This is a genomic window from Methylobacterium sp. E-041 (genome assembly GCF_022829665.1).
Classification (GTDB): domain Bacteria; phylum Pseudomonadota; class Alphaproteobacteria; order Rhizobiales; family Beijerinckiaceae; genus Methylobacterium.
In genome coordinates this window covers 236927-260406 of sequence record NZ_JAKSYQ010000299.1, presented here as the reverse complement: position 1 = coordinate 260406, position 23480 = coordinate 236927, and the positions used below count along the sequence as shown (strand labels likewise).

Annotated in this window: 19 protein-coding genes; 10 read left to right on the top strand and 9 right to left on the bottom strand. The window is 71.1% G+C overall.

Going from position 1 to position 23480, the window contains the following annotated elements:
• The coding region (locus MKK70_RS29265) for a PAS domain-containing protein (RefSeq protein ID WP_243951495.1) at positions 1-2082 on the bottom strand (2082 nt) is incomplete at its 3' end.
• Complete coding sequence (locus MKK70_RS29260) at positions 2079-3437, bottom strand: O-antigen ligase family protein (protein WP_147859793.1); 1359 nt, start codon at positions 3435-3437, stop codon at positions 2079-2081. The genes MKK70_RS29260 and MKK70_RS29265, both read right to left, overlap by 4 nt.
• Before the next feature lie 166 nt (positions 3438-3603).
• On the opposite strand from MKK70_RS29260, the gene MKK70_RS29255 reads away from it, so the two are divergent.
• A complete protein-coding gene (locus MKK70_RS29255; protein ID WP_243951493.1) occupies positions 3604-3903 on the top strand; it encodes a hypothetical protein in 300 nt (99 codons plus the stop codon).
• 35 nt (positions 3904-3938) lie between these two features.
• Here MKK70_RS29255 and MKK70_RS29250 read toward each other — a convergent pair whose 3' ends face one another.
• Positions 3939-4940, bottom strand: coding sequence for a CobW family GTP-binding protein (locus tag MKK70_RS29250; protein WP_243951491.1), 1002 nt, complete (start codon positions 4938-4940; stop codon positions 3939-3941).
• A 512-nt stretch (positions 4941-5452) separates the two neighbouring features.
• Here MKK70_RS29250 and MKK70_RS29245 point away from each other — a divergent pair.
• The 3 genes from MKK70_RS29245 to MKK70_RS29235 all read left to right on the top strand — a co-directional run bounded on the left by MKK70_RS29245 (position 5453) and on the right by MKK70_RS29235 (position 11827).
• The gene (locus tag MKK70_RS29245) at positions 5453-6790 is read left to right on the top strand and encodes an efflux RND transporter periplasmic adaptor subunit (RefSeq protein ID WP_243951489.1); all 1338 of its coding nucleotides are present in this window, start codon (positions 5453-5455) and stop codon (positions 6788-6790) included.
• A 34-nt stretch (positions 6791-6824) separates the two neighbouring features.
• Positions 6825-9971 (top strand): efflux RND transporter permease subunit, encoded by a 3147-nt coding sequence (locus MKK70_RS29240; RefSeq protein ID WP_243933874.1) that lies wholly within the window; start codon positions 6825-6827, stop codon positions 9969-9971.
• Between the two features lie 320 nt (positions 9972-10291).
• On the top strand, positions 10292-11827 hold the full coding sequence (locus MKK70_RS29235; RefSeq protein WP_243951487.1) for an efflux transporter outer membrane subunit: 1536 nt from the start codon (positions 10292-10294) through the stop codon (positions 11825-11827).
• Between the two features lie 208 nt (positions 11828-12035).
• Here the strand turns inward: MKK70_RS29235 and MKK70_RS29230 are convergent, their stop codons facing one another.
• From MKK70_RS29230 to MKK70_RS29220, 3 genes are read right to left on the bottom strand one after another with little or no spacing between them, the layout of a single operon-like run.
• Positions 12036-12503, bottom strand: coding sequence for a secondary thiamine-phosphate synthase enzyme YjbQ (locus tag MKK70_RS29230; protein ID WP_147726417.1), 468 nt, complete (start codon positions 12501-12503; stop codon positions 12036-12038).
• Positions 12500-14251, bottom strand: coding sequence for a cisplatin damage response ATP-dependent DNA ligase (locus MKK70_RS29225; protein ID WP_243951485.1), 1752 nt, complete (start codon positions 14249-14251; stop codon positions 12500-12502). Before MKK70_RS29225 ends, MKK70_RS29230 begins: the two co-directional genes overlap by 4 nt.
• A complete protein-coding gene (locus MKK70_RS29220) occupies positions 14248-15300 on the bottom strand; it encodes a ligase-associated DNA damage response exonuclease (RefSeq protein WP_147726419.1) in 1053 nt (350 codons plus the stop codon). The genes MKK70_RS29225 and MKK70_RS29220 overlap by 4 nt, the downstream gene beginning before the upstream one ends.
• A gap of 77 nt (positions 15301-15377) precedes the next feature.
• Between MKK70_RS29220 and MKK70_RS29215 the strand changes: the two genes are divergently transcribed.
• Together MKK70_RS29215 and MKK70_RS29210 are read left to right on the top strand one after the other, a co-directional pair.
• Positions 15378-16325 (top strand): class I SAM-dependent DNA methyltransferase, encoded by a 948-nt coding sequence (locus MKK70_RS29215; protein WP_243951483.1) that lies wholly within the window; start codon positions 15378-15380, stop codon positions 16323-16325.
• 178 nt (positions 16326-16503) lie between these two features.
• Positions 16504-17271, top strand: a complete 768-nt coding sequence (locus tag MKK70_RS29210; RefSeq protein ID WP_147729555.1) for a YoaK family protein — start codon at positions 16504-16506, stop codon at positions 17269-17271.
• Between the two features lie 47 nt (positions 17272-17318).
• On the opposite strand, the gene arfB is transcribed toward MKK70_RS29210, so the two are convergent.
• Both arfB and MKK70_RS29200 read right to left on the bottom strand, forming a co-directional pair.
• A complete protein-coding gene (arfB, locus tag MKK70_RS29205; RefSeq protein WP_147729556.1) occupies positions 17319-17738 on the bottom strand; it encodes an alternative ribosome rescue aminoacyl-tRNA hydrolase ArfB in 420 nt (139 codons plus the stop codon).
• 18 nt (positions 17739-17756) lie between these two features.
• On the bottom strand, positions 17757-18041 hold the full coding sequence (locus tag MKK70_RS29200) for a BolA family protein (RefSeq protein WP_147729557.1): 285 nt from the start codon (positions 18039-18041) through the stop codon (positions 17757-17759).
• Positions 18042-18171: 130 nt separating this feature from the next.
• Between MKK70_RS29200 and MKK70_RS29195 the strand changes: the two genes are divergently transcribed.
• From MKK70_RS29195 to cobT, 4 genes are all read left to right on the top strand, one after another.
• Entirely contained in the window at positions 18172-18834 is a 663-nt protein-coding gene (locus MKK70_RS29195; RefSeq protein WP_147860001.1) for a J domain-containing protein, read from the top strand.
• Between the two features lie 262 nt (positions 18835-19096).
• Positions 19097-20080, top strand: coding sequence for a cobaltochelatase subunit CobS (cobS, locus tag MKK70_RS29190; protein ID WP_147728552.1), 984 nt, complete (start codon positions 19097-19099; stop codon positions 20078-20080).
• Between the two features lie 18 nt (positions 20081-20098).
• Entirely contained in the window at positions 20099-20779 is a 681-nt protein-coding gene (locus MKK70_RS29185; protein ID WP_243951481.1) for a DUF29 domain-containing protein, read from the top strand.
• A 5-nt stretch (positions 20780-20784) separates the two neighbouring features.
• Entirely contained in the window at positions 20785-22686 is a 1902-nt protein-coding gene (gene cobT, locus MKK70_RS29180) for a cobaltochelatase subunit CobT (RefSeq protein WP_243951479.1), read from the top strand.
• A 4-nt stretch (positions 22687-22690) separates the two neighbouring features.
• On the opposite strand, the gene MKK70_RS29175 is transcribed toward cobT, so the two are convergent.
• A complete protein-coding gene (locus tag MKK70_RS29175; RefSeq protein ID WP_243951477.1) occupies positions 22691-23452 on the bottom strand; it encodes a TraX family protein in 762 nt (253 codons plus the stop codon).
• Positions 23453-23480: the final 28 nt, after the last annotated feature.

Here is a 23480-nt window from a genome sequence, read left to right as displayed (position 1 = left end):
GATCGAGACGGTGTTGTCGATCACCGAGACCAGCGGGAACGAGACCGGGTCGAGGGTCAGCTGCCCGGCCTCGATCTTCGAGAAGTCGAGGATGTCGTTGACGACGGTGAGCAGCGCGGCGCCCGAGCCCTGGATCAGCTCCAGCCGGTGACGGTCCTCCGCCCGCAGGTGGGTCTCGTCGAGCAGCATGTCGGCGTAGCCCAGGATGCCGTTCAGGGGCGTGCGGATCTCGTGTCTCATCGCCGCGAGGAAGTCGCTCTTGGCCTCGCTCGCGCGCTCGGCCTCGGCACGCGCGGCCTGGGCCTCGGCGGTGATCGAGCGCAAGGCCACCTCCGCCGACTTGCGCTCGGTGATGTCGATGTGGAGGCCGACCATCCGGTACGGGCGGTCGTCGGCCCCGAACAGCGGCCGGCCGCGGGCGTAGACCCAGCGCTCGCCGACCCGGAACTCGGCGGCGTAGGTGGTGCGGGTGTCGATCGCGTGCCGGATCGCGTCCCAGACCTCGCCGACCTGCTCGGGATCGACCAGGGCCGTCCACGCGGCGGTGGTGATGCCGCGCGGCTCGCCGTCCTCGGGCAGCCCGTAGATGCGCAGGCTCTCGGGCGAGAGCAGGCTCACCCCGGTCTGCATGTCCCAATCCCAGGTCCCGGCCTCGGCGGCCTCCAGGGCGATCCGCAGCAGGCCGCGGGCATCGTGCTCCGCCATCCGGGCGGTGACGATCTCGTCGATGTCGAGCGCCGTGCCGAGCCACTCGATGACGGTGCCGTCGGCCATCAGGTGGACCGGCGTCATCGTCAGCTTGTGCCAGCGATAGGTGCCGTCGGCGCGGCGCAGGCGCCATTCCCCGGAATAGGCGGTCTCGCCGGCCTGCGCCGCCCGCCACGCCGTCGCCATGGCGGGCGCGTCGTCGGGATGGTTGCAGGCGACCCGCGCGGCGCGGCCGGTGCCGATCGGCCCGTAATACGCGTGGAACTGGGGGTTCGCGTAGGTGATCTCGCCGTCGCCCGGCCGCATCGCCCAGACCAGCAGCGGCAGGGTGTCGGCCAGCCCGCGATAGCGGCTCTCGCTGCGGTGGACGTCGGCCTCGGCCCGCCGGCGCGCGGTGATGTCGATCATCACGCCGAACAGGCCGGTGACCGCGCCCGCGGCGTCGGTCTCGCAGGTGCCGCGCACCACCACGTCGCGCTCGGTGCCGTCCGGCCGCAGGATGCGGGCGTCGAAGGCGAAGTTCTCGGCCCGCGCGATCGCGTCGCCGACGACGGCGATCAGCCGCTCCCGGTCGTCGGCGTGATAGATCTCGGCGAAGGTCGAGAGGTGCGGCGGCGCGGTGGCGGGGTCGAGCCCGGCGATCTCGTAGAGCCCCAACGACCAGATCGGCTGACCCGCCGGCAGCGGGACGCGCCAGTTGCCGATGCTGGCGAGCTGCTCGGCCATGGTCAGCAGGTGGTTGGCGCTGGCCTGCGCCGCGGAGCGCTCCGCGATCTCGGCCGCCTGGCACTCCAGCTGCGCCTCGTGCGCGCTGCGCAGGGCCATCTCGCGCCCGAGCGCCGCGTTCGATTCCGAGAGGCGCAGGTGCGCGACGACGATCTCGGCGAGGTCCTGCAGCGCGACGCCGTCCTCAGGCGAGAAGTCGCGCAGCCGCGAATCGACGAGGCAGAGGGTGCCGACGCGGATCCCGGGGGCGAGGCTCAGGGGCGTGCCGGCATAGAACCGGGTTGCCCCCGCCGTGCCGTCGACGAGCGGGCTGCCGGAGAAGCGCGGGTCGAGCCGCGCGTCCGGGACGACGTGCACCGCGTCCGTCTGGATCGTGTAGGTGCAGAAGCTCTCCTGCCGCGGCAGCTCGCCCGGCACCAGCGCGCACGGCGTCTTCAGCCATTGCCGGTCGGCGTCGATGAACCCGACGAAGGCGGTCTCGACGCCGAACAGGCGGCAGGCCGTGCGGCACACCGCCTCGAAATGATCCTCCGGCGGCGTATCCAGGATCCCGAGCGCCAGCAGCGCCGCGACGCGCTTCGCCTCGCGCGCCGCCTCGTCCGCCGTCGTTTCGTCGTCCCTGGCCTGAAGCGCCTCTGTGCTGCTCACGTTCGCGCGTCCCCCGCCGGCATCTCCCCGAGGCGCCGGCCCATCGCATCATCCCGATTCCGGACCCGACCGGGCCGATCGCCCTCGCGCGGCGCCGAGGCGGGCGCGCGGCGCCCGTCCCGCGCAGCCCAGCGCCGGCGCGCCGCCTCCAGCGCCCATACCATGCCGAGCATCATGTAGACGTGGCGCCACTTCTCGATATCGATCTGCAGCGCCTGAAGGAAGAACATCAGCAGCGCCGGCCAGACGATCTGCGCGTGCGCGCGGAACGGCGAGGGCCGGGCGAGCAGGCGGAAGCCGACGAACCCCGTCGCCGCGACGAGGGCGAGGAAGACCGCGCCGCCGAGCCAGCCGCCGTTGGCGAAGCTGCCGATGTAGGAATTGTGCGGCTCCAGCCCGAAGGTCAGGCGCCAGTGCATCGGCCCGAGGCCGAGCGGGCGCTCGAGCAGCATCTCCATGCCGCGAAGCTGGTTGCCGAAGCGGCCGGTCTCGCCCTCGTCGTAGTCCTGGCTCACCGCGGCGCGGGTGGCGAACATCTTCTGGACGCTGTCGACCGAGAGCAGGGCCGCCATCGCGACGGCACCGAGCGCCAGGGTCGCGAGGCTGAGGAGCACGATGCGCCGCCGCAGCCGCGCCGACCCGCAGGAGGCGTAGACCGAGCCGACCATCAGCAGCGTGGCGACGACGGTGCCGCCCCACGAGCCGCGCGAGAACGACAGGAAGATCCCGACCAGGATGATCAGCAGGCCCGCGAGCGCGAGCACCGGGCGCCGGGCGGTCGCCGTGATCAGGCCGTGCATCAGGTAGAGCGCGCCGAGCGTCAGGAACGAGCCGAACACGTTCGGGTCCTGGAAGGTGCCCGAGGCGCGGTCGTACTTGTAGAACAGGTCCTCGATCCCGAGCCATTGCAGGTAGCCGACGATGCCGAGCGTGGCCGAGAACACGCAGCTCGCCGTGTAGGCCTTCAGCGCCAGCTCCATGCGGGCCTGGGTGTCGTCGGAGAAGAACATCACGAAGAAGACGCCCGTCACCGAGAGGTAGATCAGCTGGATCGTCCAGGTGACCGGGAAGTCCTCGTCGAGAAACGGGATCAGGCCGACGACGATCGCACCGAGATAGAGCAGCAGCAGCACCACCAGCGGCACCGCCCCACGGTGCAGCCGGATGCCGAGGCAGGCCCAGAGCAGGATCGTCGGGATCGCGATCACGTCGTAGGGCGAGGTCTCGGAGAAGGCGAAGCAGGCGAAGAACACGAACGCCGCGAGGAGCGCGCCGGCGAAGCCGTGGACGACCCGGATCAACGGGACCCGGCCGACCTGCGGCAGGACGAAGCCCGGAACGGCGGTGCTGGCCATGGCTCACGCGGGCTCCGCGAGCCTGGAACGCGGGCCCGCACGACGACGGGTCCTTCATGGGACGGAAAGGTTGATATTCGGCTGACGGGCGCCTGCGGCGCGCTCGACCGGTCGGGAGCGAACGCCTATCGTGCCTCGATCATCGCGACGTCGAGGACCAAGCCCGATGGCCGACACCGCAACACCGCTTCCCCCGGATCTGGAAGAACTGATCGGCCGTATCCGTCGGCAACGCGAGGAAAGCGAGAAGTTCGTGGCCGAGCAGAAGAAGCTCATGGCCGAATCGATGAAGCTCGAGCTCAAAGCGAAGAAGTTCGAGCACGAAGCCAGGAAGCTCGAGCACGAGGCGCGGAAACTCGAGCGCGACAGGATGCTCGCACCCTGGCAGATCGCGCTCTCCGGCATGGCGGCCGGCGCGGCCTTCTTCGGCGCCGGTGCCGCCTTCGTCAAGCTGATCGGATCATGACGCCCGCGTCGACCATGATCCGCTTCGCATAAGCCTCAGGCCGCGCAGTCCAGGAACCCGCCCTTGATCGCCTCGGCGTCGAGCTTGCGGCCGATGAACACGACGCGCGACGAGCGGTCCTCGCCGGCCTTCCATTCGGCCTGCAGGTCGCCGTCGAGGATCATGTGCACGCCCTGGAAGACGAAGCGGCGCGGCTCGTCGGGGAACGCGACGATGCCCTTGCAGCGCAGGATGTCCGGGCCCTGGATCGTGGTGAGGTTCGAGATCCACGGCATGAACTTCTCCGGGTCGACCGGGCCGTCGATGCGGGCCGAGAACGACTGCATGTCGCCGTCGTGGTGATGGTGGTGCCCCTCCTCGAGGAAGTCGGGCTCGAGATCGAGGATGCGGCCGAGGTCGAAGGCGTTGCGGCCGAGCACCGCGTCGATCGGCACGTCGCAGTTCGTGGTGCGGTGGAGCTTGGCGTAGGGGTTGATCGCGCGGATCTCGCCCTCGACGCGCGCCATGTCCGCCTCCGAGACCAGGTCGGCCTTGTTGAGCAGGATCACGTCGGCGAAGGCGACCTGGTTGCGGGCCTCGGGCGCGTCCTTCAGGCGCTCGGACAGCCACTTGGCATCGGCGACCGTCACCACGGCGTCGAGGCGGGCGGCGTCGCCGACGTCCTGGTCGACGAAGAAGGTCTGGGCGACGGGGGCCGGGTCGGCGAGCCCGGTGGTCTCGACGATGATCGCGTCGAACTTGCCCCGGCGCTTCACCAGCCCGTCCATGATGCGGATCAGGTCGCCGCGCACGGTGCAGCAGACGCAGCCGTTGTTCATCTCGAACACCTCCTCGTCGGCGCCGACGACGAGGTCGTTGTCGATGCCGATCTCGCCGAACTCGTTGACGATCACGGCGTAGCGCTTGCCGTGGTTCTCGGTGAGGATGCGGTTGAGCAGCGTGGTCTTGCCGGCGCCGAGGTAGCCGGTCAGCACGGTGACCGGGATCTTCTCGGAGGTGACCGACTCGGCGTTGGTGGGGCTCTGCGATCCGGACATGGGCGACTCTTCCGACGGGTGATGCGGTGGGCGCCCGCGCTCGCGCCGGGCCGCCGATGACATGTCATATCGTATCATCGGACCGCGGATGGAAGCACCCGAGCGGACGCCGCCCCGCCTCCCGCGGCCGGCATGCGGCTCCGTCGCGAGACCGTCGTGAAGACCTGCCACGACCCATGGCCACGACCAAGCGGTGCCGTTTCCGGTCGCGGCCTCGCCGCGGACCGCTTGGGCGACCGCACGCACGAGCCCGATATCCCGCGAGCCCGATATCCCGAACGTGATCGCCTCGACCCGCCTCGATTGCCTCCCGGCCGCGCTTCCGCACCGCCGGGCCATTGTGCCGCCCGGATGCGCGGGATATCGGCGCCTTGGGGAGCCGCCCGTCCCGGGCCTGCCTTAGAAAAGCACCATCGATCGGTTCGATGCATCGGGACGGGTTCCCGCGTTCGACCGCTCCGCACCGGCCCACAGCCATCAAGCACCTCCCTCGACCCGAAGACGACAGCGCGATGGACGCCCGCACGCCACTCGATCCCGACACCGACGCGCCGGCGGCCCGGGCGCACGGCCCGCGCCGCCAGGGGCTGCTGCCGATCGCGGTCGTGCTGTCGCTGGTGGTCGCCGCCGTCGCCGTGGTCGCGGTGTTCCCGCAGCCGGTGCACGGGTTCCTCGAGACGGTGACGACCTACGCGCGCGGGATGCTCGGCGGCACGAAGGGCGAGGACAGCGGCGAGGCCGACGCCCCGCCCTCCTCGGCCGAGCGGATCTTCCGGCCGACGCCGGAGCAGCGCACCACCTTCGAGATCCATCCGGTGGCGACGATGACCTTCCGCCCGGAAGGCTCGGCCGAAGGGCGCATCGCGCTGAACGACGACGACAACGTGCCGGTGGCCTCGCCCTATTCCGGCCGCGTCACGAAGGTGCTCAAGCGCGCGGGCGACGACGTGAAGGTCGGCGACGTGCTCCTCGTCATCGAGGCCACGGACATGGTCCAGGCCCAGAACGACTACCAGAGCGCGCTCAACACCATCCAGAAGCAGCAGGCTCTGCTCAAGCTCGACCAGACCATCGCCGCCCGCCAGCAGGAGCTGTTCGCGGCCAAGGCGGTGGCGCTCAAGGACTACCAGTCGGCCCAGAACGACGTGATCGCCGCCCAGAGCGACCTGAAGACCGCCCAGGCCTCCCTCGACGCGGTGCGCAACCGCCTCAAGCTCCTCGGCAAGACCGACGCGGAGATCGCCGCCTACGAGAAGAACGGCACGATGAGCGCCGAGACGCAGATCCAGGCGCCGATCGCCGGCACCATCGTGCAGCGCAAGGTCGGCATCGGCCAGTACCTCACCACCTCGAGCGACCCGGCCTTCGTCATCGGCGACCTGTCCACGGTGTGGCTGATCGCCAACGTGCGCGAGAGCGAGATCCCGAAGATCCGCATCGGCCAGGAGGTCGAGGCGCGGGTCGCGGGCTTCGGCACGCGGGTGTTCAAGGCGCGGGTGAACTACATGTCGTCGAGCCTCGATCCGGCGACGCGGCGCCTCGCCGTGCGCAGCGAGGTCGACAACCCGGACCGGTCGCTGCGCCCGGAGATGTTCGCCACCTTCACCATCATCACGGGCAAGCCCCAGCCCTCGCCGGCCGTGCCGCTCGCCGCGGTCGTCTACGAAGGCGCGAGCGCCCACGTCTGGGTCGCCCGGCCCGACGGCGCGATCGCGGCGCGCGGCGTCAGCCTCGGCCTGGTCAACGGCGACAACGTCCAGGTCGTCGAGGGGCTCGCCGCCGGCGAGGAGGTCGTCACCCGCGGCGCGCTGTTCATCGACCGCGCCGCGTCGGGCGACAAGGCGTCCTGACCGGACCGGAACCGCCGGAAGGGCACCCGACGCGATGAACAGCCTGATCGTCTTCTCGCTGCGCCAGCGCGTGCTGGTCTGCCTCGGCTTCCTGGTGATGCTGGCGCTCGGCTACGCCAGCTACACCCAGCTCAACATCGAGGCCTATCCCGACCCGGTCCCGCCGCTCGTCGACGTGATCACCCAGAATCCCGGCCAGTCGGCCGACGAGATCGAGCGCTACATCACCATTCCGCTGGAGGTGGCGCTCGCCGGCATCCCCAACGCGCAGGTAGTGCGCACGATCTCGCTGTTCGGCCTGTCCGACGTGAAGGTGCAGTTCAACTACGAGTTCACCTACGAGGAGGCGCTGCAGCGGGTGCTCAACCGCCTGTCGCAGGCCCCGCCCCTGCCGAACGGCGCCACGCCGCAGATCTCGCCGACGAGCCCGGTGGGCGAGATCATGCGGTACAAGCTCGTCGGGCCGAAGGGCTTCTCCTCCGCGGAGATGAAGACCCTGCAGGACTGGGTGCTGCAGCGCCGCTTCAAGGCGATCCCCGGCGTCGTCGACGTGACGGCGTTCGGCGGCAAGGCCAAGGAGTACGAGATCGCGGTCGACCTCAACCGCCTCCAGGCCCAGGGCATGACCTTGGTGCAGCTCGTCTCGGCCCTGAACAACTCCTCGATCAACGTCGGCGGCCAGACGCTGAACGTCGGCGAGCAGTCGGCCGTGGTCCGCGGCGTCGGCCTGATCCGCGACATGGACGACATCCGCGACACCATGCTGACCCAGGTCAACGGCACGCCCGTGCTGGTGCGGGACGTCGCCGACGTGCGCGTCTCCAACGCCCCGCGGCTCGGCATCGTCGGGCACGACGGCTCGAGCGACATCGTCGAGGGCATCGTCCTGATGAGCCGCGGCGGCCAGAGCCTGCCGACGCTCCGGCGGGTCGAGGCCGAGATCGAGAAGATCAACGCCTCGACGATCCTGCCGCCGGACGTGAAGATCGAGCGGATCTACGACCGCTCCGGGTTGATCCACACCACCACGCACACGGTGATGCACAACCTCGTCTTCGGCGTGGTGCTCGTCTTCGTGGTGCAGTGGCTCTTTCTCGGGTCGCTGCGCAGCGCGATCATCGTGGCGGCGACGATCCCCTTCGCGCTCGGCTTCGCGATCCTGATCCTAGTGGTGCGCGGCGATTCGGCGAACCTCCTCTCGCTCGGCGCGATCGATTTCGGGCTGATCGTCGACGCCACCGTGATCATGGTCGAGAACGTGTTCCGGCACCTGGCCGAGCCGCACCACACGGAAGGGCAGCCCGCGCCGGGGGGCCTCACCGGGCGGCTCGGCACCATCGCCATCGCCGGCTCGGAGGTGAACCGGGCGATCTTCTTCTCGGCGACGATCATCATCGTCGGCTTCCTGCCGCTGTTCACGATGTCGGGCGTCGAGGGCCACATCTTCGGGCCGATGGCCAAGACCTACGCCTACGCGCTGGTCGGCGGCCTGCTCGCGACCTTCACGGTCTCGCCCGCGCTCTCGGCCGTCATCCTGCCGAAGCACGTGGAGGAGCGCGACACCCTGATCGTGAAGGTGCTGCGCTTCGGCCACGAGATCATCCTCGGCTTCGGCCTGCGCAACCGCATCCTGTCGATCGCCGTGACGGTGGCGATCCTGCTGGTCTCGGGGCTGGCCGCGCGGAACCTCGGCCTCGAGTTCCTGCCCAAGCTCGAAGAAGGCAACCTCTACGTGCGCGGCACGATGCCGGCCTCGATCTCGCTGGAGGCCGGCAACGCCTACGTTGAGCGGCTGCGCAAGATCTTCACCGAGGTGCCGGAGGTCGTCACCGTGATCTCGCACCAGGGACGGCCGAGCGACGGCACCGACGCCACCGGCTTCTTCAACGTCGAGATCCTGGCCCCGCTCAAGCCCATCGACGAATGGCGCAAGGGGCTCGACAAGGAGCAGCTCATCGCCGGCCTGTCGAAGCGCCTCGACGCCGAGTTCCCCGGCATCGAGTTCAACTTCTCCCAGTACATCGAGGACAACGTCCAGGAGGCGGCCTCGGGCGTGAAGGGCGAGAACTCGGTCAAGGTCTACGGCACCGACCTCGCCGCGATCACCAAGGCGGCCAACGACGTGAAGGCGGTGCTCGCCACCGTGCCCGGCGTCACCGACCTCTCGGTCTTCGCCTCGCTCGGCCAGCCGACGGTGCGCATCGACGTCGACCGCCACAAGGCCGCCCGCTACGGCCTCTCGATCGGCGACGTGAACACCACGATCGCCGCCGCGATCGGCGGCCAGACCGCGGGCGACCTCTACGAGTACGGCTCCGACCGGCATTTTCCGATGCGGGTGCGGCTCGCCCGCGAGTACCGCTCCTCGCTGGCCACCATCCGCAACATCACCATCGGCGCCGCCAACCCGAACGGCGGCGTGGTGCAGGTGCCGCTCTCCGAGATCGCCGACGTCGACCTCGTCTCGGGCGCCTCGTTCATCTACCGCGAGGACCAGGAGCGCTACATCCCGGTCAAGTTCTCGGTGCGCGGGCGCGACCTCGGCGGCACCGTGCTGGAGGCGCAGCGGCGCGTCGCCGACGAGGTGACGCTGCCGGCCGGCTACCACCTCGAATGGGTCGGCCAGTTCACCAACCTGCAGGACGCGGTCACCCGCCTCAGCCTCGTGGTGCCGATCACCCTGGTGCTGATCGCGCTGCTGCTGTTCATCAACTTCAACTCGGTCGCCGACATGCTGCTCGGCCTGTCGGTGATCCCGATGGCGATGATCGGCGGCATCTTCGCGCTGGCGCTCACCGGCACCCCGTTCTCGATCTCGGCGGCGATCGGCTTCATCGCCCTGTTCGGCATCTCGACGATGGAGGGCGTGATCTTGCTCGCCTACTACAACCAGCTGATGGAGGAAGGCTGGCCGCGCAAGGAGGCCGTCTGGCACGCCTCGATCGTGCGGATGCGGCCGGTGATGATGACCTGCGTCGCCGCCTGCGTCGGCCTGCTGCCCGCGGCGGTCTCCACCGGCATCGGCTCGCAGGTGCAGAAGCCCCTGGCGCTCGTCGTCGTCGGCGGCATCCTGCTCGCGCCGAACCTGATCCTGGTGGTGGTGCCGGTGCTGATCTCGCTGTTCTCGCGCCGCCGGCCGAACCCGCTCGCGACGCCCGCTCTCCATCGGGCGGCGGCGTGATGGTTTTGATCAGGACGTTGCCGCGCCCCTTCCCTCCCCCCTCTGCGGGGGCGGGTGGGCCTCGCGTCAGCGAGGGTCGGGAGAGGGGAGAGCCATGTCCGGAGAGGTCGCTCCCCTCTCCCGACCCGCTTCGCGGGCCACCCTCCCCCGCGGAGGGGGGAGGGCAAAGCGCGCTCGTCCTCGCAGCCGTGGCGCCGGCACCACAACGCTCGGCCTCCCCGCCGGCGACGCCGCCCGCCGCATTGACTCGCGTCATCCCCGCGGCGCTCTACCGGGCGGAGGATGGCGCCGTCGCGCGCGCGTCCCGCGTCGGAAGCGTCATGATCGAGACGGCCCTCAACCGCCGGTCCGCACGGGCCGTGGCCCTCGCCGCGAGCCTGGCCCTGTCGGGCTGCGCGGTCGGCCCGAACTACGTCGCGCCCGAGGACCCGCCGGTCTCGCGCTACACCCGCGAGCCGCTGGCGAACCCGAGCGCGGCCGACAAGGTCGCCACCCGGCAGGGCGGCTCGGCCGACCAGAGCTTCGTCTCGGGCGCCGACATCCCCGGCCAGTGGTGGACGCTGTTCCGCTCGAAGGCGCTGAACCGCCTCGTCGAGGAGGCGCTGGCCAACAACCCGAACCTGGAGGCGGCGCAGGCCTCCCTGCGCATCGCGCAGCAGAACGTGCTGGCCCAGAAGGGCATGCTCTACCCGTCCCTCTCGGCCAACCCGCAGGCGCTCGGCGCCAAGGCGCCGGGGCTCGACCTGCAATCGCCGCTGCAGAACCAGAACAACTACCTCTACAGCCTCTACACCCCGCAGGTGACGGTGGCCTTCAATCCCGACGTGTTCGGGCTCAACCGCCGCACCATCGAGGGCCTGGAAGCCACCGCCGAGAACCAGCGCTTCCAGCTCGAGGCGGCCTATCTCAGCCTCACCGCCAACGTCGTCGCCGCCGCGATCCAGGAAGCGGCACTGCGGGCCCAGATCGACGCGACCAAGCGCGTGATCCAGGCGCAGACCGAGGTGCTGACCCTCTACAACAAGCAGCTCTCGCTGGGGCAGATCGCCGGCGCCGACGTGATCCAGCAGCAGGCGGCCCTGTCGCTGTCGCAGCAGCTGCTGCCGCCGCTGGAGAAGCAGCTGGCGCAGCAGCGCAACCTCCTGACCGCCCTCGCCGGCCGGCTCCCGAGCGAGGAGGTGGCCGAGACCTTCACCCTCGCGGCCCTGCGCCTGCCGACGAAGGTGCCCGTCAGCCTGCCCTCGCGCCTGGTGCAGCAGCGGCCGGACGTGAAGGCCGCCGAGGCCCTGGTGCAGCAGGCCAGCGCCGGCATCGGCGTCGCGGTGGCGAACCGCCTGCCGCAATTCGCGATCACCGGCGCCGGCGGCTCGAGCGCGGTGCGGCTCGCGCAGATCGCCAACCCGGGCGCCGGGTTCTTCACCATCCTCGGCCAAGCCACCGCGCCGATCTTCGACGCCGGCACGCTCTACCGCCGCCAGCGCGCCTCCGAGGAGACGCTCACCCAGGCCCAGGCCCAGTACCGCGCGGTGGTGATCGCCGCGTTCCAGAACGTGGCCGACGCGCTGCGCGCGCTGCAGGCGGACGCCGGCGCGGTCGCCGCCGCCTCGGCCGCCGAGAAGGCCACCGGCCAGAGCCTCGAGCTGATCCGCAAGCAGTTCTCGGCCGGCGCCGTGAACTCGACCCAGGTGCTGATCGCCCAGCAGGGCTACCTCTCGGCGCTCGTCACCTCGGCCGGCGCGCGCGCGACGCAGTACGCCGACACCGCGGCCCTGTTCCAGGCGCTCGGCGGCGGCTGGTGGAACCGCGCCGACGTCGCCCCGCCCCCGCCCGAGACCGACCCGCTGAAGTTTCTCTAGGCGGCCTCGGCGCAGCCGCCGATCCGGAGCTTGGCGGACGCGCGAGGTGGCAGGGGCGATATCGGCATGGTGCCGTCATCGCCGGAGCCGCCTGCGATCGACATCACACCCACGCCGTCATTCCGGGACTGCGAAGCAGAGCCCGGAATGACGGAGCGGGCACGGTCATCCCCCGCACGAACAGACGGACGCGCGCGGCGATCCGCCCTCAAGCCCCCGCCACCGCCAGGACGATCTCCCGGCGGTGCGGCCGGTCGCGGTGCTCGATCAGGTACACGCCCTGCCAGGTGCCGAGGGCGAGGCGGCCGTCCAGAACGGGAATCGTCAGCGCGGAATCGGTGACCATCGTGCGGATGTGGGCGGGCATGTCGTCCGGCCCTTCCGCGCCGTGGACGTAGGCGACGTGGCGCGGGGCGAGACCGTCCAGCGCCGTCATCAGGTCGGCCTGCACGTCGGGATCGGCGTTCTCCTGGATGGTCAGCGAAGCCGAGGTGTGCCGGCAGAACACCGTGGCGACGCCGTCGCGGACGCCGCTGCCGCGCACGAAGGCGGCGACCGCGTCCGTGAACTCGGTGAAGCCCGGACCCGGCGTCGCGATCGTCAGCCGCGCGCCGGCCTGCCGCCGGATCTCGCCCGAAAACAGGGTCTCGACGGGTCCCACCGTGCCGCGCTTCATTCCGTCGTCTCCAGGGTCGTGCCCGGCATCGTCTCGCGCTCGCCCCGCGCCAGGATGCGTTCCAGAAGGTCGATCCGGTCGGCCTCGGCCGCCGGCTTGTCCCAGCGGATGCGGCTGACGCGGGGGAATCGCATCGCGACGCCCGACTTGTGCCGGGTCGAGCGTTGCACGCCCTCGAAGGCGATCTCCAGCACCAATCCGCCCTCCATCCCGTAGCCGACCTCGCGCACCGGGCCGAAGCGCTTGACCGTGTGGTTGCGGACGTAGCGGTCGAGCTTGGCCAGCTCGGCGTCGGTGAAGCCGTGATAGGCCTTGCCCACCGGCACCAGCTCGGGGCCGCCCGCGCCGTCCCGCCACACCCCGAACGTGTAGTCGGAGTAGAACGACGAGCGCTTCCCGTGCCCGCGCTGGGCGTACATCATCACCGCGTCGACCAGATGCGGCTCGCGCTTCCACTTCCACCACGGGCCCTTGGGGCGGCCGGGCAGGTACGGGCTGTCGCGGCGCTTGAGCATCACGCCCTCGATCGCGTCGGCGTCGTCGCCCGCCCCGACCGCGGCCGGGTCGGCCCGCGCCGCCGCGAGATCGTCCCAGGTCGCGAACGGCACCAGCGGCGACACGTCGATCCGGGCGTGGTCGAGCGTCGCCACGAACGCCTCCAGCCGGGTGCGCCGCTCCAGGAAGCCGAGGGCCCGCAGGTCCTCTCCGTCGGCGGTCAGCAGGTCGTAGGCGCGCACATGGGCCGGGAACTCCTCCGTCAGCTTGCCCGTCACCGCCTTGCGGTTGAGGCGCTGCTGCAGGACGTTGAAGCTCTGCACGCGGCCCTCGCGCAGGATCAGCAGCTCGCCGTCCAGCGTGCCGGTGAAGGTGACGGCCTCGGCGAGGTCGGGAAAGGCGCCGGAGATGTCCTCGCCGGTGCGCGAGTAGATCCGCGCCACCTGCCCGCCCGCCGCGTCGCGCCCGCCGACGAGCTGAACGCGGATGCCGTCCCACTTCCACTCGCCGGAGAAGTCGGCCGGGGCGAGCTTGTCGAAGTCGGTCTCCTCCTCGATCGGGTGCGACAGCATCGGTGGCCGGAACGGGGCCGGGTTCAGGGTCTCGGGCCGCGGGCCGCGCCCCTCCGCCCAGGCGAACAGGGTCTCGAACGGCGCCCTGAGCCCGTGCCAGACCTCCTCGACCGCGTCCGCCTCGTGGCCGCCGAGCGCGCCGACCGCGGTCTTGGCGAGCCGGGCCGAGACGCCGACGCGCAGGTTGCCGGTCACGAGCTTCAGGAGCGCCCAGCGCCCGGTCTCGTCCAGCGCGTCGAGCCAGGTCGCCAGGTGGCCGGGCAGGTCGGCCTTGCGGATGGTGGACAGGGTCTCGACCACCTCGGCGAGCGTCGGCACGTGCGGGGGCGGGTTGTTGTGGCCGGGGCCGGGCGCGCCGACCGGCCCCCCCTCCCGCTCGGGAGAGGGGGCCGGCGCTGCGTCCGCGACGGGTCCCGGCCAGATCAGCGCGGTCGTCTCGGCGAGGTCGCCGACGTAGTTGTGCGAGAGCCGGAACAGCACCGGGTCGATCCGGGCCTCGACGAGGCCGCGGATCAGCGCGGGCTTGGCCTCGCGAAAGCTCAGGGTGCCGGTCATCGCCGCGAGCGCGTAGCCGCGCTCCGGGTCGGGCGTGCGGGCGAAGTAATCCTGCAGCAGCCGCAGCTTTGCGTTGCGGCGCGGCTCGTAGGCCAGGCGGTCGAGGAGCTCGGCGAACTCGTTCACGCGGCGGCCTCTTCGGCTGCGTCCCCGGCAGCCGGCTCGGCCTCGCCGTCGTCGCCGTAGCCCAGCATGTGCAGCGGCTTGGCCTTGATCCCTTGGCTTCCGCACCAGTGCACCAGCGCGTCCTCCTGCCCGTGCGTCACCCAGACCTCGCCGGCCCCCGTCTCGCGGATGGTGCGGCAGAGATCCGGCCAGTCGGCGTGGTCGGAGATCACCAACGGCAGCTCGACGCCCTTCTGGCGGGCGCGGGCCCGCACCCGCATCCAGCCCGAGGCGAAGCTCGTGACGGGATCGGGGAATTTTCGCGACCACACGTCCTGGATCGACGAGGGCGGGCACAGCACGATGGCCCCCTTCAGGCTCGCCCGGTCGGCCGCCGCCACCTTGGGGGTCTCGCCGAGCGCGAAGCCCTCGCGCTTGTACAGCTCGGTCAGCTTCTCCATCGCCCCGTGCAGGTGGATCGGCCGGTCGTAGCCGGCCTCGCGCAGCAGCATCATCACCCGCTGCGCCTTGCCGAGCGCGTAGGCGCCGACGATGTGGGCGCGCTCCGGGAACAGCGCCACGGAATCGAGGAGCTTACGCACCTCCGCCGCGGTGTCGGGCATGCGGAACACCGGCAGGCCGAAGGTCGCCTCGGTGATGAACACGTCGCACGGCACCACCTCGAACGGCAGGCAGGTCGGGTCGCGCGCGCGCTTGTAGTCGCCCGACACCACGACGCGCACGCCCCCGGCCTCGATCGCGATCTGCGCCGAGCCGAGCACGTGGCCGGCGGGGGCGAACCGCACCGTCACGTCGCCGATGCGGATCGGCGCGCCGAGCGCCGCCTCCTGACGCGCACGGCAGAAGTCCTCGCCGTAGCGCACCGCCATGATGCGCAGGGTCTCGCCGGTGGCCAGCACGCTGCCGTGGCCAGCCCGGGCATGGTCGGCATGGCCGTGGCTGATCAGCGCCCGCTCGACCGGCCAGGTCGGGTCGACGTGGAAGCGCCCGAGCGGGCAGTACAGCCCCTCGCGGGTGAGGGTGAGAAGGTCGCCGGCGCGAAGCGTCATCGGTCCCGTGGTGACGGTGGATGGGATCGGGGGTGATATAGGGCGTCGTCCCGACGAGACCCGGATCGATCCCCACCATGTCCCAGACCGGCTCCGGCGACCTGCTGGCCGACCGCCGCTTCGCCTATGCCGAGGCGTGCCTGGCCGAGGGCGATTGCGTCGGCGCCGCCGAGATGGCGGAGCAGGCGCTCGAGCGCGCCCCGCGCTTCGCCGCCGCCTGGGTCCTGCTCGGGCGGGCGCGCGAGGCGCGCTACGCCGCCGGGGCCGCGGCCGGCACCGCCGAGCCGGGCCTGTTCCAGGCGGCGTTGCGCGCCTACGAGACCGCCCGCGACCTCGACCCCGAGGACACGCTCGGCATGCTCGTCCACCTCGCGCGCCTCGGTGGCGACGCGGCGCTGCCGGTCCTGTCGCCGGCCTATCTGCGCGCGCTGTTCGACGGCTATGCCGGACGCTTCGAGCGCCACCTCGTGGAGGGCCTGGGCTATTGCGGCCCGGCGCTGCTCTGCGCGGCACTCGATGCGGACGGCCCCCGGCGATACCGCGACGCGATCGATCTCGGCTGCGGCACCGGCCTGATGGGCGCCGCGCTCGGCCCCCGCGTCGAACGGCTCACCGGCGTCGACCTCGCGCCGGCGATGCTGGCGCTTGCCCGGCGGAAGGGCATCTATGCCCGTCTCGTCGAGGCGGGGATCGACGGGTTCCTGGCGGATGCGCCGGCGGCCTCCGCCGACCTCTGCGTCGCGGCCGACGTCTTCATCTACGTCGGCGCGCTCGAGGGCGTTCTCGCCGGGATCGCGCGGGTGCTGCGCCCGGGCGGGCGCGTCGCCTTCACGGTGCAGTCGCACGACGGCGCCGGCGTCGTGCTCGGGCCGGACGGGCGCTACGCCCACGCCGACGCCTGCATCGCGAAGGCCGCGGCCCAGGCCGGCCTCGCCGACCTCGCGCTCCGCCCGGCGGCGGTCCGGCGCGAGCGCGGCCACGACGTTCCCGGCCGAACGGTGATCGCAGTCAAACCCGAGACGTGACGCAGTTTAATCCCTGCGCCGCACAGCAACGTGAGGAAAAACACGCCGCCGTGATGAGCAGGTTGAACCTTGGCCGTGCTCGACCCTTTATAGCCGGCGATTCCGCCAAGACCCGTTCAACGATCTGCGCCTTCCCGCGGGGGCGCGGGCGCGACCCACGACGCTTGCGAGGCATTCCATGGTGAACGAGAAGACCGCTCCCGGCGATCCGCCGGACAAGGCCTTCCCGGCGAGCGCGGCGACCCGCATCCCGCTCGCGATCGTGCTCGCGTTCCTGGCCGGCGCGACGGACTCGATCGGCTTCCTCGAGTTCTCGCAGCTGTTCATGTCGTTCATGTCCGGCAACACCACCCGCTTCGGCGTCGCCGTCGCCAACGCCGACTGGGAGAACACCGCCCGCGTCGTCACGGTGATCCTGGTGTTCTGCTTCGGCGCCTTCCTCGGGACGCTGATCGCCGCCTGGGTCGGCCGCTGGCGACTCTCGGTGCTGCTGACGATCGAGGCCGCGCTGCTGGCGCTCGGCCTGCTGATGCCCTGGGGCACCTTCGCCTTCCCGCTGCACGCCTACCCGATCGTGCTGGCGCTCGGCCTGCAGAACGCGATCCTTCAGGACGAGGGCGGCCGCAGTATCGCGCTCACCTACGTCACCGGCGCGGTGGTCCGCTTCGGCACCGGCATGGCCAACCTGATCCTCGGGACGGTCGCGTCCTCGTTCTGGATCCAGGCGCCGCTCTGGGCCGGGCTCTCCTCCGGCGCGGTCGTCGGCGGCCTGCTGCAGATCCGCTACGGCGAGACCGCCTTCCTGTTCCCGGCGGCGCTCGCCGCCCTGCTCGCCGTGGTCGCGGTGATCCTGACGATCGCCAAGCCCGGCAGCACGCTGGTCGCCGGCTCCTCGCCGGCCCCCGACGCCAGCCCCGACGCGAAGGCGATCGACGCGATCCACTGATCGCCCTCTCTTCCCCTCCCCCCTCTGCGGGGGGAGGATAGAAACGCTCAATCCACCGGCGCCCCACGCAGGCGCTTGGTCGCGCCGCGCTGGGTCTTGGCCTCGAGCCGGCGCTTCTTCGAGGCGAGGGTCGGGCGCGTGGCCCGGCGCGGCACCGGGGGCACCGCGGCTTCGGCGACGAGCTTGGCCAGCCGCTCGCGGGCATCGGCGCGGTTGCGCTCCTGCGTGCGGAACTGCTGGGCGCTGATCACCAGGACGCCGTCGGCGGTGAGCCGGCGCCCGGCGAGCCGCATCAGCCGCACCGCGACCGCGTCCGGGAGCGCAGCGGAGCGACGCACGTCGAAGCGCAGCTGCACCGCGGTCGAGAGCTTGTTGACGTTCTGGCCGCCGGGACCCGACGCCCGCACGAAGGTCTCGTGCAGCTCCGCCTCGTCGATGGCGATCTGGGGCGTGCAGACCAGGGCCACGGCCCCCTCCCCTCCGGCTCAGCCGGCTTCCGCCGGGGTGCGCGCCTTCACGGCCAGCGCATGGAGGCCGCGCGCGAACGCTTCGGCCATCAGCGCGTTGACGACGCGGTGACGGTCGACGCGGCTCTTCCCCTCGAAGGCGGCCGAGACCACATCGATGCGAAAGTGCGTCTCGCCCCCCGGCCGCGCGCCGGAATGGCCGGCATGCAGGTGGGATTCGTCCACCACCGAGAGGCGCGCGGGCGCGAGTTCCGCCGCCAGCTTACCCTCGATCCAGTCCCGCAGCGTCGCTGTCTCGGTCATCCGCCCGTCCCTCGTCTCACCCGAACAGCCGCGTCACCAAGCGGCCGGGCCGTCAAGCCCGTTCGCCCGCATGCGTCATCAGGCCCGGCGCCCTTGTGTCTCAGGTCCGCCCCCTCATAATCGCCCCGTCATGGATCTCAACTCGCCCCTGTTCGACAGCATCCGCATCCGGCGCACCTGCGACGAGCCGAAGACCGCGGCCGGCAAGACCGCCGGCGGGAAGACCGCGAGCGGCAAGCCCGCCGGCACCTGCGAGGCGGAGGGCTGCACCCATGCGGGCCTGTTCCGTGCGCCCAAGGGCCGCCGCGCCGAAGGGCAGTACTGGAACTTCTGCATCGACCACGTGAAGGCCTACAACGCCACGTACAACTACTTCGACGGCATGAACGACGACGCCGTCCAGGCCTTCCAGAAGGACGCGATCATCGGCCACCGCCCGACCTGGGCGATGGGCGTCAACCGCCCGGCGAGCGCCAAGGCGGCCGACGCGCCGCCGCGCGACTGGGCCTATGTCGACCCGCTCGGCGTGCTGCGCGCCGAGGGCGTCGGCGGCGCCCGCGGGCGGCAGGCCCCGGCCGAGCCCGCGCGCCCGAAGCTCTCGGCGACCGTGCGCCGGGCGCTCGACGTGCTCGGCCTCGAGGAAGGCGCCGACACCGCCGCGATCAAGGCGCAGTACAAGTCCCTGGTGAAGCGCTTCCACCCCGACGCCAACGGCGGCGACCGCTCGTTCGAGGAGCGCCTGCGCGACATCATCCGGGCGCACGACGTGCTGCGCGCGGCCGGGCTCTGCTGAGGCGGCTCGGCACGATCGATGCAAAGTCGACCGTCGCGCCGTCGTCGGCGGCTTTCGCGCGCGGACGACCGGCAATTTTCGATTGCAGGCCTATATGGGGGTCTTGCACCCGATCCGGCCCGTCTGTGGCGCCCCGGCGCGACGACGTTTAAGGAAGGGCCTGCATCCCGGCAGCGACTGGCCGGCGAGGCGAGGCCCGAGACAAGTTCCGCGCGGCTTTCGATCCGATGCCCTTCGGAAGACCGCCCCTACGAGGTTCCGTATGCTCTCTGACGACAAGCCCGCCATGCTCCCCGACCGCACCGTCTCCGTCCGCGCCACCTTCGGCATCGACATCGACCTCGAGGTTCCCGCGTTCGCCGAGACCAGCGAGCACGTGCCGGATCTCGATGCGGACTACATCTTCGACCGCGAGACGACGCTGGCGATCCTGGCGGGCTTCGCGCGCAACCGCCGCGTCATGGTCACCGGCTATCACGGCACCGGCAAGTCGACCCATATCGAGCAGGTCGCCGCCCGGCTGAACTGGCCCTGCGTGCGGATCAACCTCGACAGCCACGTCTCGCGCATCGACCTCGTCGGCAAGGACGCGATCGTGCTGCAGGACGGCAAGCAGATCACCGCCTTCCAGGACGGGATCCTGCCCTGGGCGCTGCAGAACAACGTCGCGCTGGTCTTCGACGAGTACGATGCCGGACGGCCCGACGTGATGTTCGTGATCCAGCGCGTGCTGGAGCTCTCCGGCCGCCTGACGCTGCTCGACCAGAAGCGGGTCATCCGCCCGCACCCGGCCTTCCGGCTGTTCGCCACCGCCAACACGGTGGGCCTCGGCGACACCTCGGGCCTCTATCACGGCACCCAGCAGATCAACCAGGGCCAGATGGACCGCTGGTCGATCGTCACCACCCTGAACTACCTGCCGCACGACCGCGAGGTCGACATCGTGCTGTCGAAGGCGCTGCACTACAAGGGCGACCCCGGCCGCGACATCGTCAGCCGCATGGTCCGCGTCGCCGACCTGACCCGCAACGCCTTCATGAACGGCGACCTCTCGACGGTGATGAGCCCGCGCACGGTGATCACCTGGGCCGAGAACGCCGACATCTTCCGCGACATCGGCTTCGCCTTCCGGGTCACCTTCCTCAACAAGTGCGACGAGCTGGAGCGGACGCTGGTGGCCGAGTTCTACCAGCGCGCCTTCGGCAAGGAGCTGCCCGAGAGCGCGATGAACGTCGCGCTGAGCTGATCGACGATGGAGGAGTCCATGGCGCAGGCTGCCTCGACGGCGGACGCGGCCTATGCCGCCATGCAGGGGGATGGTGGATGGTCGTCGTCCCATCCCTCCCCTCATCCTGAGGCGCCGCAGCGAAGCGGAGGCCTCGAAGGAGCCCTCCAGCGATCGCGGCGGGTCCTGGAGGGCTCCTTCGAGGCGGCTGACGCCGCACCTCAGGATGAGGTCGTGGGTGGGATCGAACCATCCGCGATTACGCCGGCCGCAGCGAGCGGCCGAACGCGCTACGAGGACGATCGCTACACGTGGGTCGGTGAGCAGGTCGCCCTCCTGCGAGCCGGCAAGGTGGCAGACCTCGATCTCGACAACATCGCCGAGGAACTCGAAGACGTCGCAATGCGGTTGGACGATCAGCTGGTCGCGTGCCTGCGGGTCCTCCTGATGCAGATGCTGATCTGGGACCAGCGTTCGGAGCGCCGTAACCTGAACCACGTGAACACGATCGCCCAGCAGCGACTGCGGATGGGATATCTATTCCGCGACAGTCCGAGATTGCGATCACGGTTGATGGAAGCTTCAACCGAGGCCTACCGCGATGCTGCGATGTGGGGTGCCGACGAAGCACACATGCCGGAGAGCGATCTTCCCGACACGCAGCCCTACAGCGCGGACGACATCCTGAACCGCCCCTTCGAACTCGACGCCGACCGGTAGCCCACATGTCCATCTCCAACCGCAAGCCGGGCGAGCGCCGCGAGCCGGTCGCCGAGCCCCTGAAGCGCTCGGTCGCCGGGTGCCTGCGCGCCATCGCCAAGCGCTCCGAGGTCGAGGTCACCTACGCCACCGACCGGCCGGCGCTGACCGGCGACAAGGCGCGCCTGCCCGAGCCGCCGCGCAAGCTCACGGTCGGGGACGTCGCGGTGCTCCGCGGCAACGCCGACGCCATGGCCCTGCGCCTGGGCTGCCACGACATCGCCGTCCACCGCCGGCTCGCGCCCGAGAATTCCGCGGCGCGCGCGGTGTTCGACGCGGTCGAGCAGGCCCGCGTCGAGGCGATCGGCTCGCGGCGGATGTCGGGCGTCGCAACCAACATCTCCGCGATGCTGGAGGACCGCTACCACCGCGGCGGCAAGTACGAGACCATCACCGACCGCGCCGACGCGCCGATGGAGGATGCCGTCGCGCTGATGGTGCGCGAGCGCCTGACCGGCCAGAAGCCGCCGGAGGCCGCCAAGCGCATCGTCGAGCTGTGGCGCGCGCACATCGAGGACAAGGCCGGCCCGAACCTCGACGGGCTGATCGGCTCGATCGAGGATCAGCGCGGGTTCGGCCGCTCGGTGCGCGAGCTGCTCTCCTCCCTCGACATGGCCGACGAGACCCCGTTCGACCCCGAGGACGACGAGAACGACGACGAGAACGAGGCCCAGGACGAGGAGCAGACCCCGAGCGAGGGCGATGCCGAGGAGCAGAGCCAGGGCGACCGCGCCGAGGTCGAGACCTCGGAGGAGGCCTCCGACGACATCGAGGAAGGCGCGCAGGAGGCGGCCGACGCGCCGTCCGGCGAGCTTCCCGAGGAATCCGAGGACGCGGAATCCGAGGAGGCCTCCGAATCCTGGCGGCCGCCGTCGAAGGTCGCCAACGAGCTGCGCGGGCCGGACTACCGGGTGTTCAATCCGAGGTTCGACGAGGTGATCCACGCCGAGGACCTGTGCGACGCCGAGGAGCTGGCGCGGCTGCGCAGCTACCTCGACAAGCAGCTGTCGCATCTCCAGGGCGTGGTCGGGCGGCTGGCCAACCGCCTCCAGCGCCGGCTGCTGGCGCAGCAGAACCGCGCCTGGGACTTCGACCTCGAAGAGGGCCAGATCGACCCGGCGCGCCTGGTACGCGTGGTCATCGACCCGTTCCAGCCGCTGTCCTTCAAGCAGGAGAAGGACACGAACTTCCGCGACACCGTGGTGACGCTGCTGCTCGACAATTCCGGCTCGATGCGGGGGCGCCCGATCACCGTCGCCGCGACCTGCGCCGACATCCTGGCCCGCACCCTCGAGCGCTGCGGCGTGAAGGTCGAGATCCTGGGCTTCACCACCCGCGCCTGGAAGGGCGGCCAGTCGCGCGAGGCATGGCTCGCCGCCGGCAAGCCGAACGCGCCGGGCCGCCTCAACGACCTGCGCCACATCGTCTACAAGAGCGCCGACGCGCCCTGGCGCCGGGCGCGCAAGAATCTCGGGCTGATGATGCGCGAGGGCCTGCTCAAGGAGAACATCGACGGCGAGGCGCTGGACTGGGCGCACAAGCGCATCCTGGCCCGGCCCGAGCAGCGCAAGATCATGATGGTGATCTCGGACGGCGCGCCGGTCGACGACTCGACGCTGTCGGTCAACGCCGGCAACTATCTCGAGCGCCACCTGCGCTGGATGATCGAGGAGATCGAGCAGCGCTCGCCGGTGGAGCTGCTGGCCATCGGCATCGGCCACGACGTGACCCGCTACTACCGTCGCGCGGTCACGATCATCGACGCCGAGGAGCTCGGCGGCGCGATGACGGAAAAACTCGCCGAGCTGTTCGAGGAGGATGCCGGCGGCCGCGCCCCGATGCGCGCCGCCGGCGGACGCCGGCGCTGACGCCTCAGGCCAGCGCCCGCAGGGCGATCAGCACGGCGAGGTGCCCCGGGTAGAACGCCTGCAGCGCGTAGGGCGGCAGGAAGCGCGGTCGGCCGCGCAGCCGGAGGGCGGCGAGCAGGATTAGGGGGACGCCGATCCCGATCGTCGCGGCGTCGGCGAGCGCCGAGAGGGACGCGGCCTCGCCCCGCGGGTGCCAGCCGTGCCAGTTCAGCCCGACGATCGCGGCGACGAGCCAGGCGCCGTAGGCGCGCGGTTCGCGCAGCGCCAGAAGGATCGCCGCCGGCAGCAGGATGCCGGCCAGGCCGAAATCCACCGCCGTCTTGGCGAGCGCCGGGGCGAGGAACACCACGGCGAGGCCGAGCGCCAGGGCCGCGTGGCGTAGCGGAGGGCGTCCCCTCTCGAGCGCGGTCGCGAACGCGATGCCCGCCGCCAGGGTGAACAGGATCGACCCCTCGGTCGTGCCGAAGGGGAAGGCGGCGGCGTAGATCGCCTGCGTCGGCACCGCGAGGGCGAGCAGCGCCAGCCCGTAGCGGCCGGGATCGGCGCCGCGCAGGATGTGCAGCACGGACACCACGCAGAACAGCGGGAAGGCGATCCGCCCGAGCCGCCACAGGGCGACGGCGTGGCCGTCGAGCAGGATGGTGTCGACGTGGTCGCCGACCATCAGCACGGCGGCGGCCCCCTTGATCGCATCGAGGGGCGCGCCGGCGAACGACGCGGCGGGCACGAAAAAACCGCCGGCATGGGGGTCCATGCGGCGGTTCATGATCTCACATCGCCCGGAGGCGACCGCT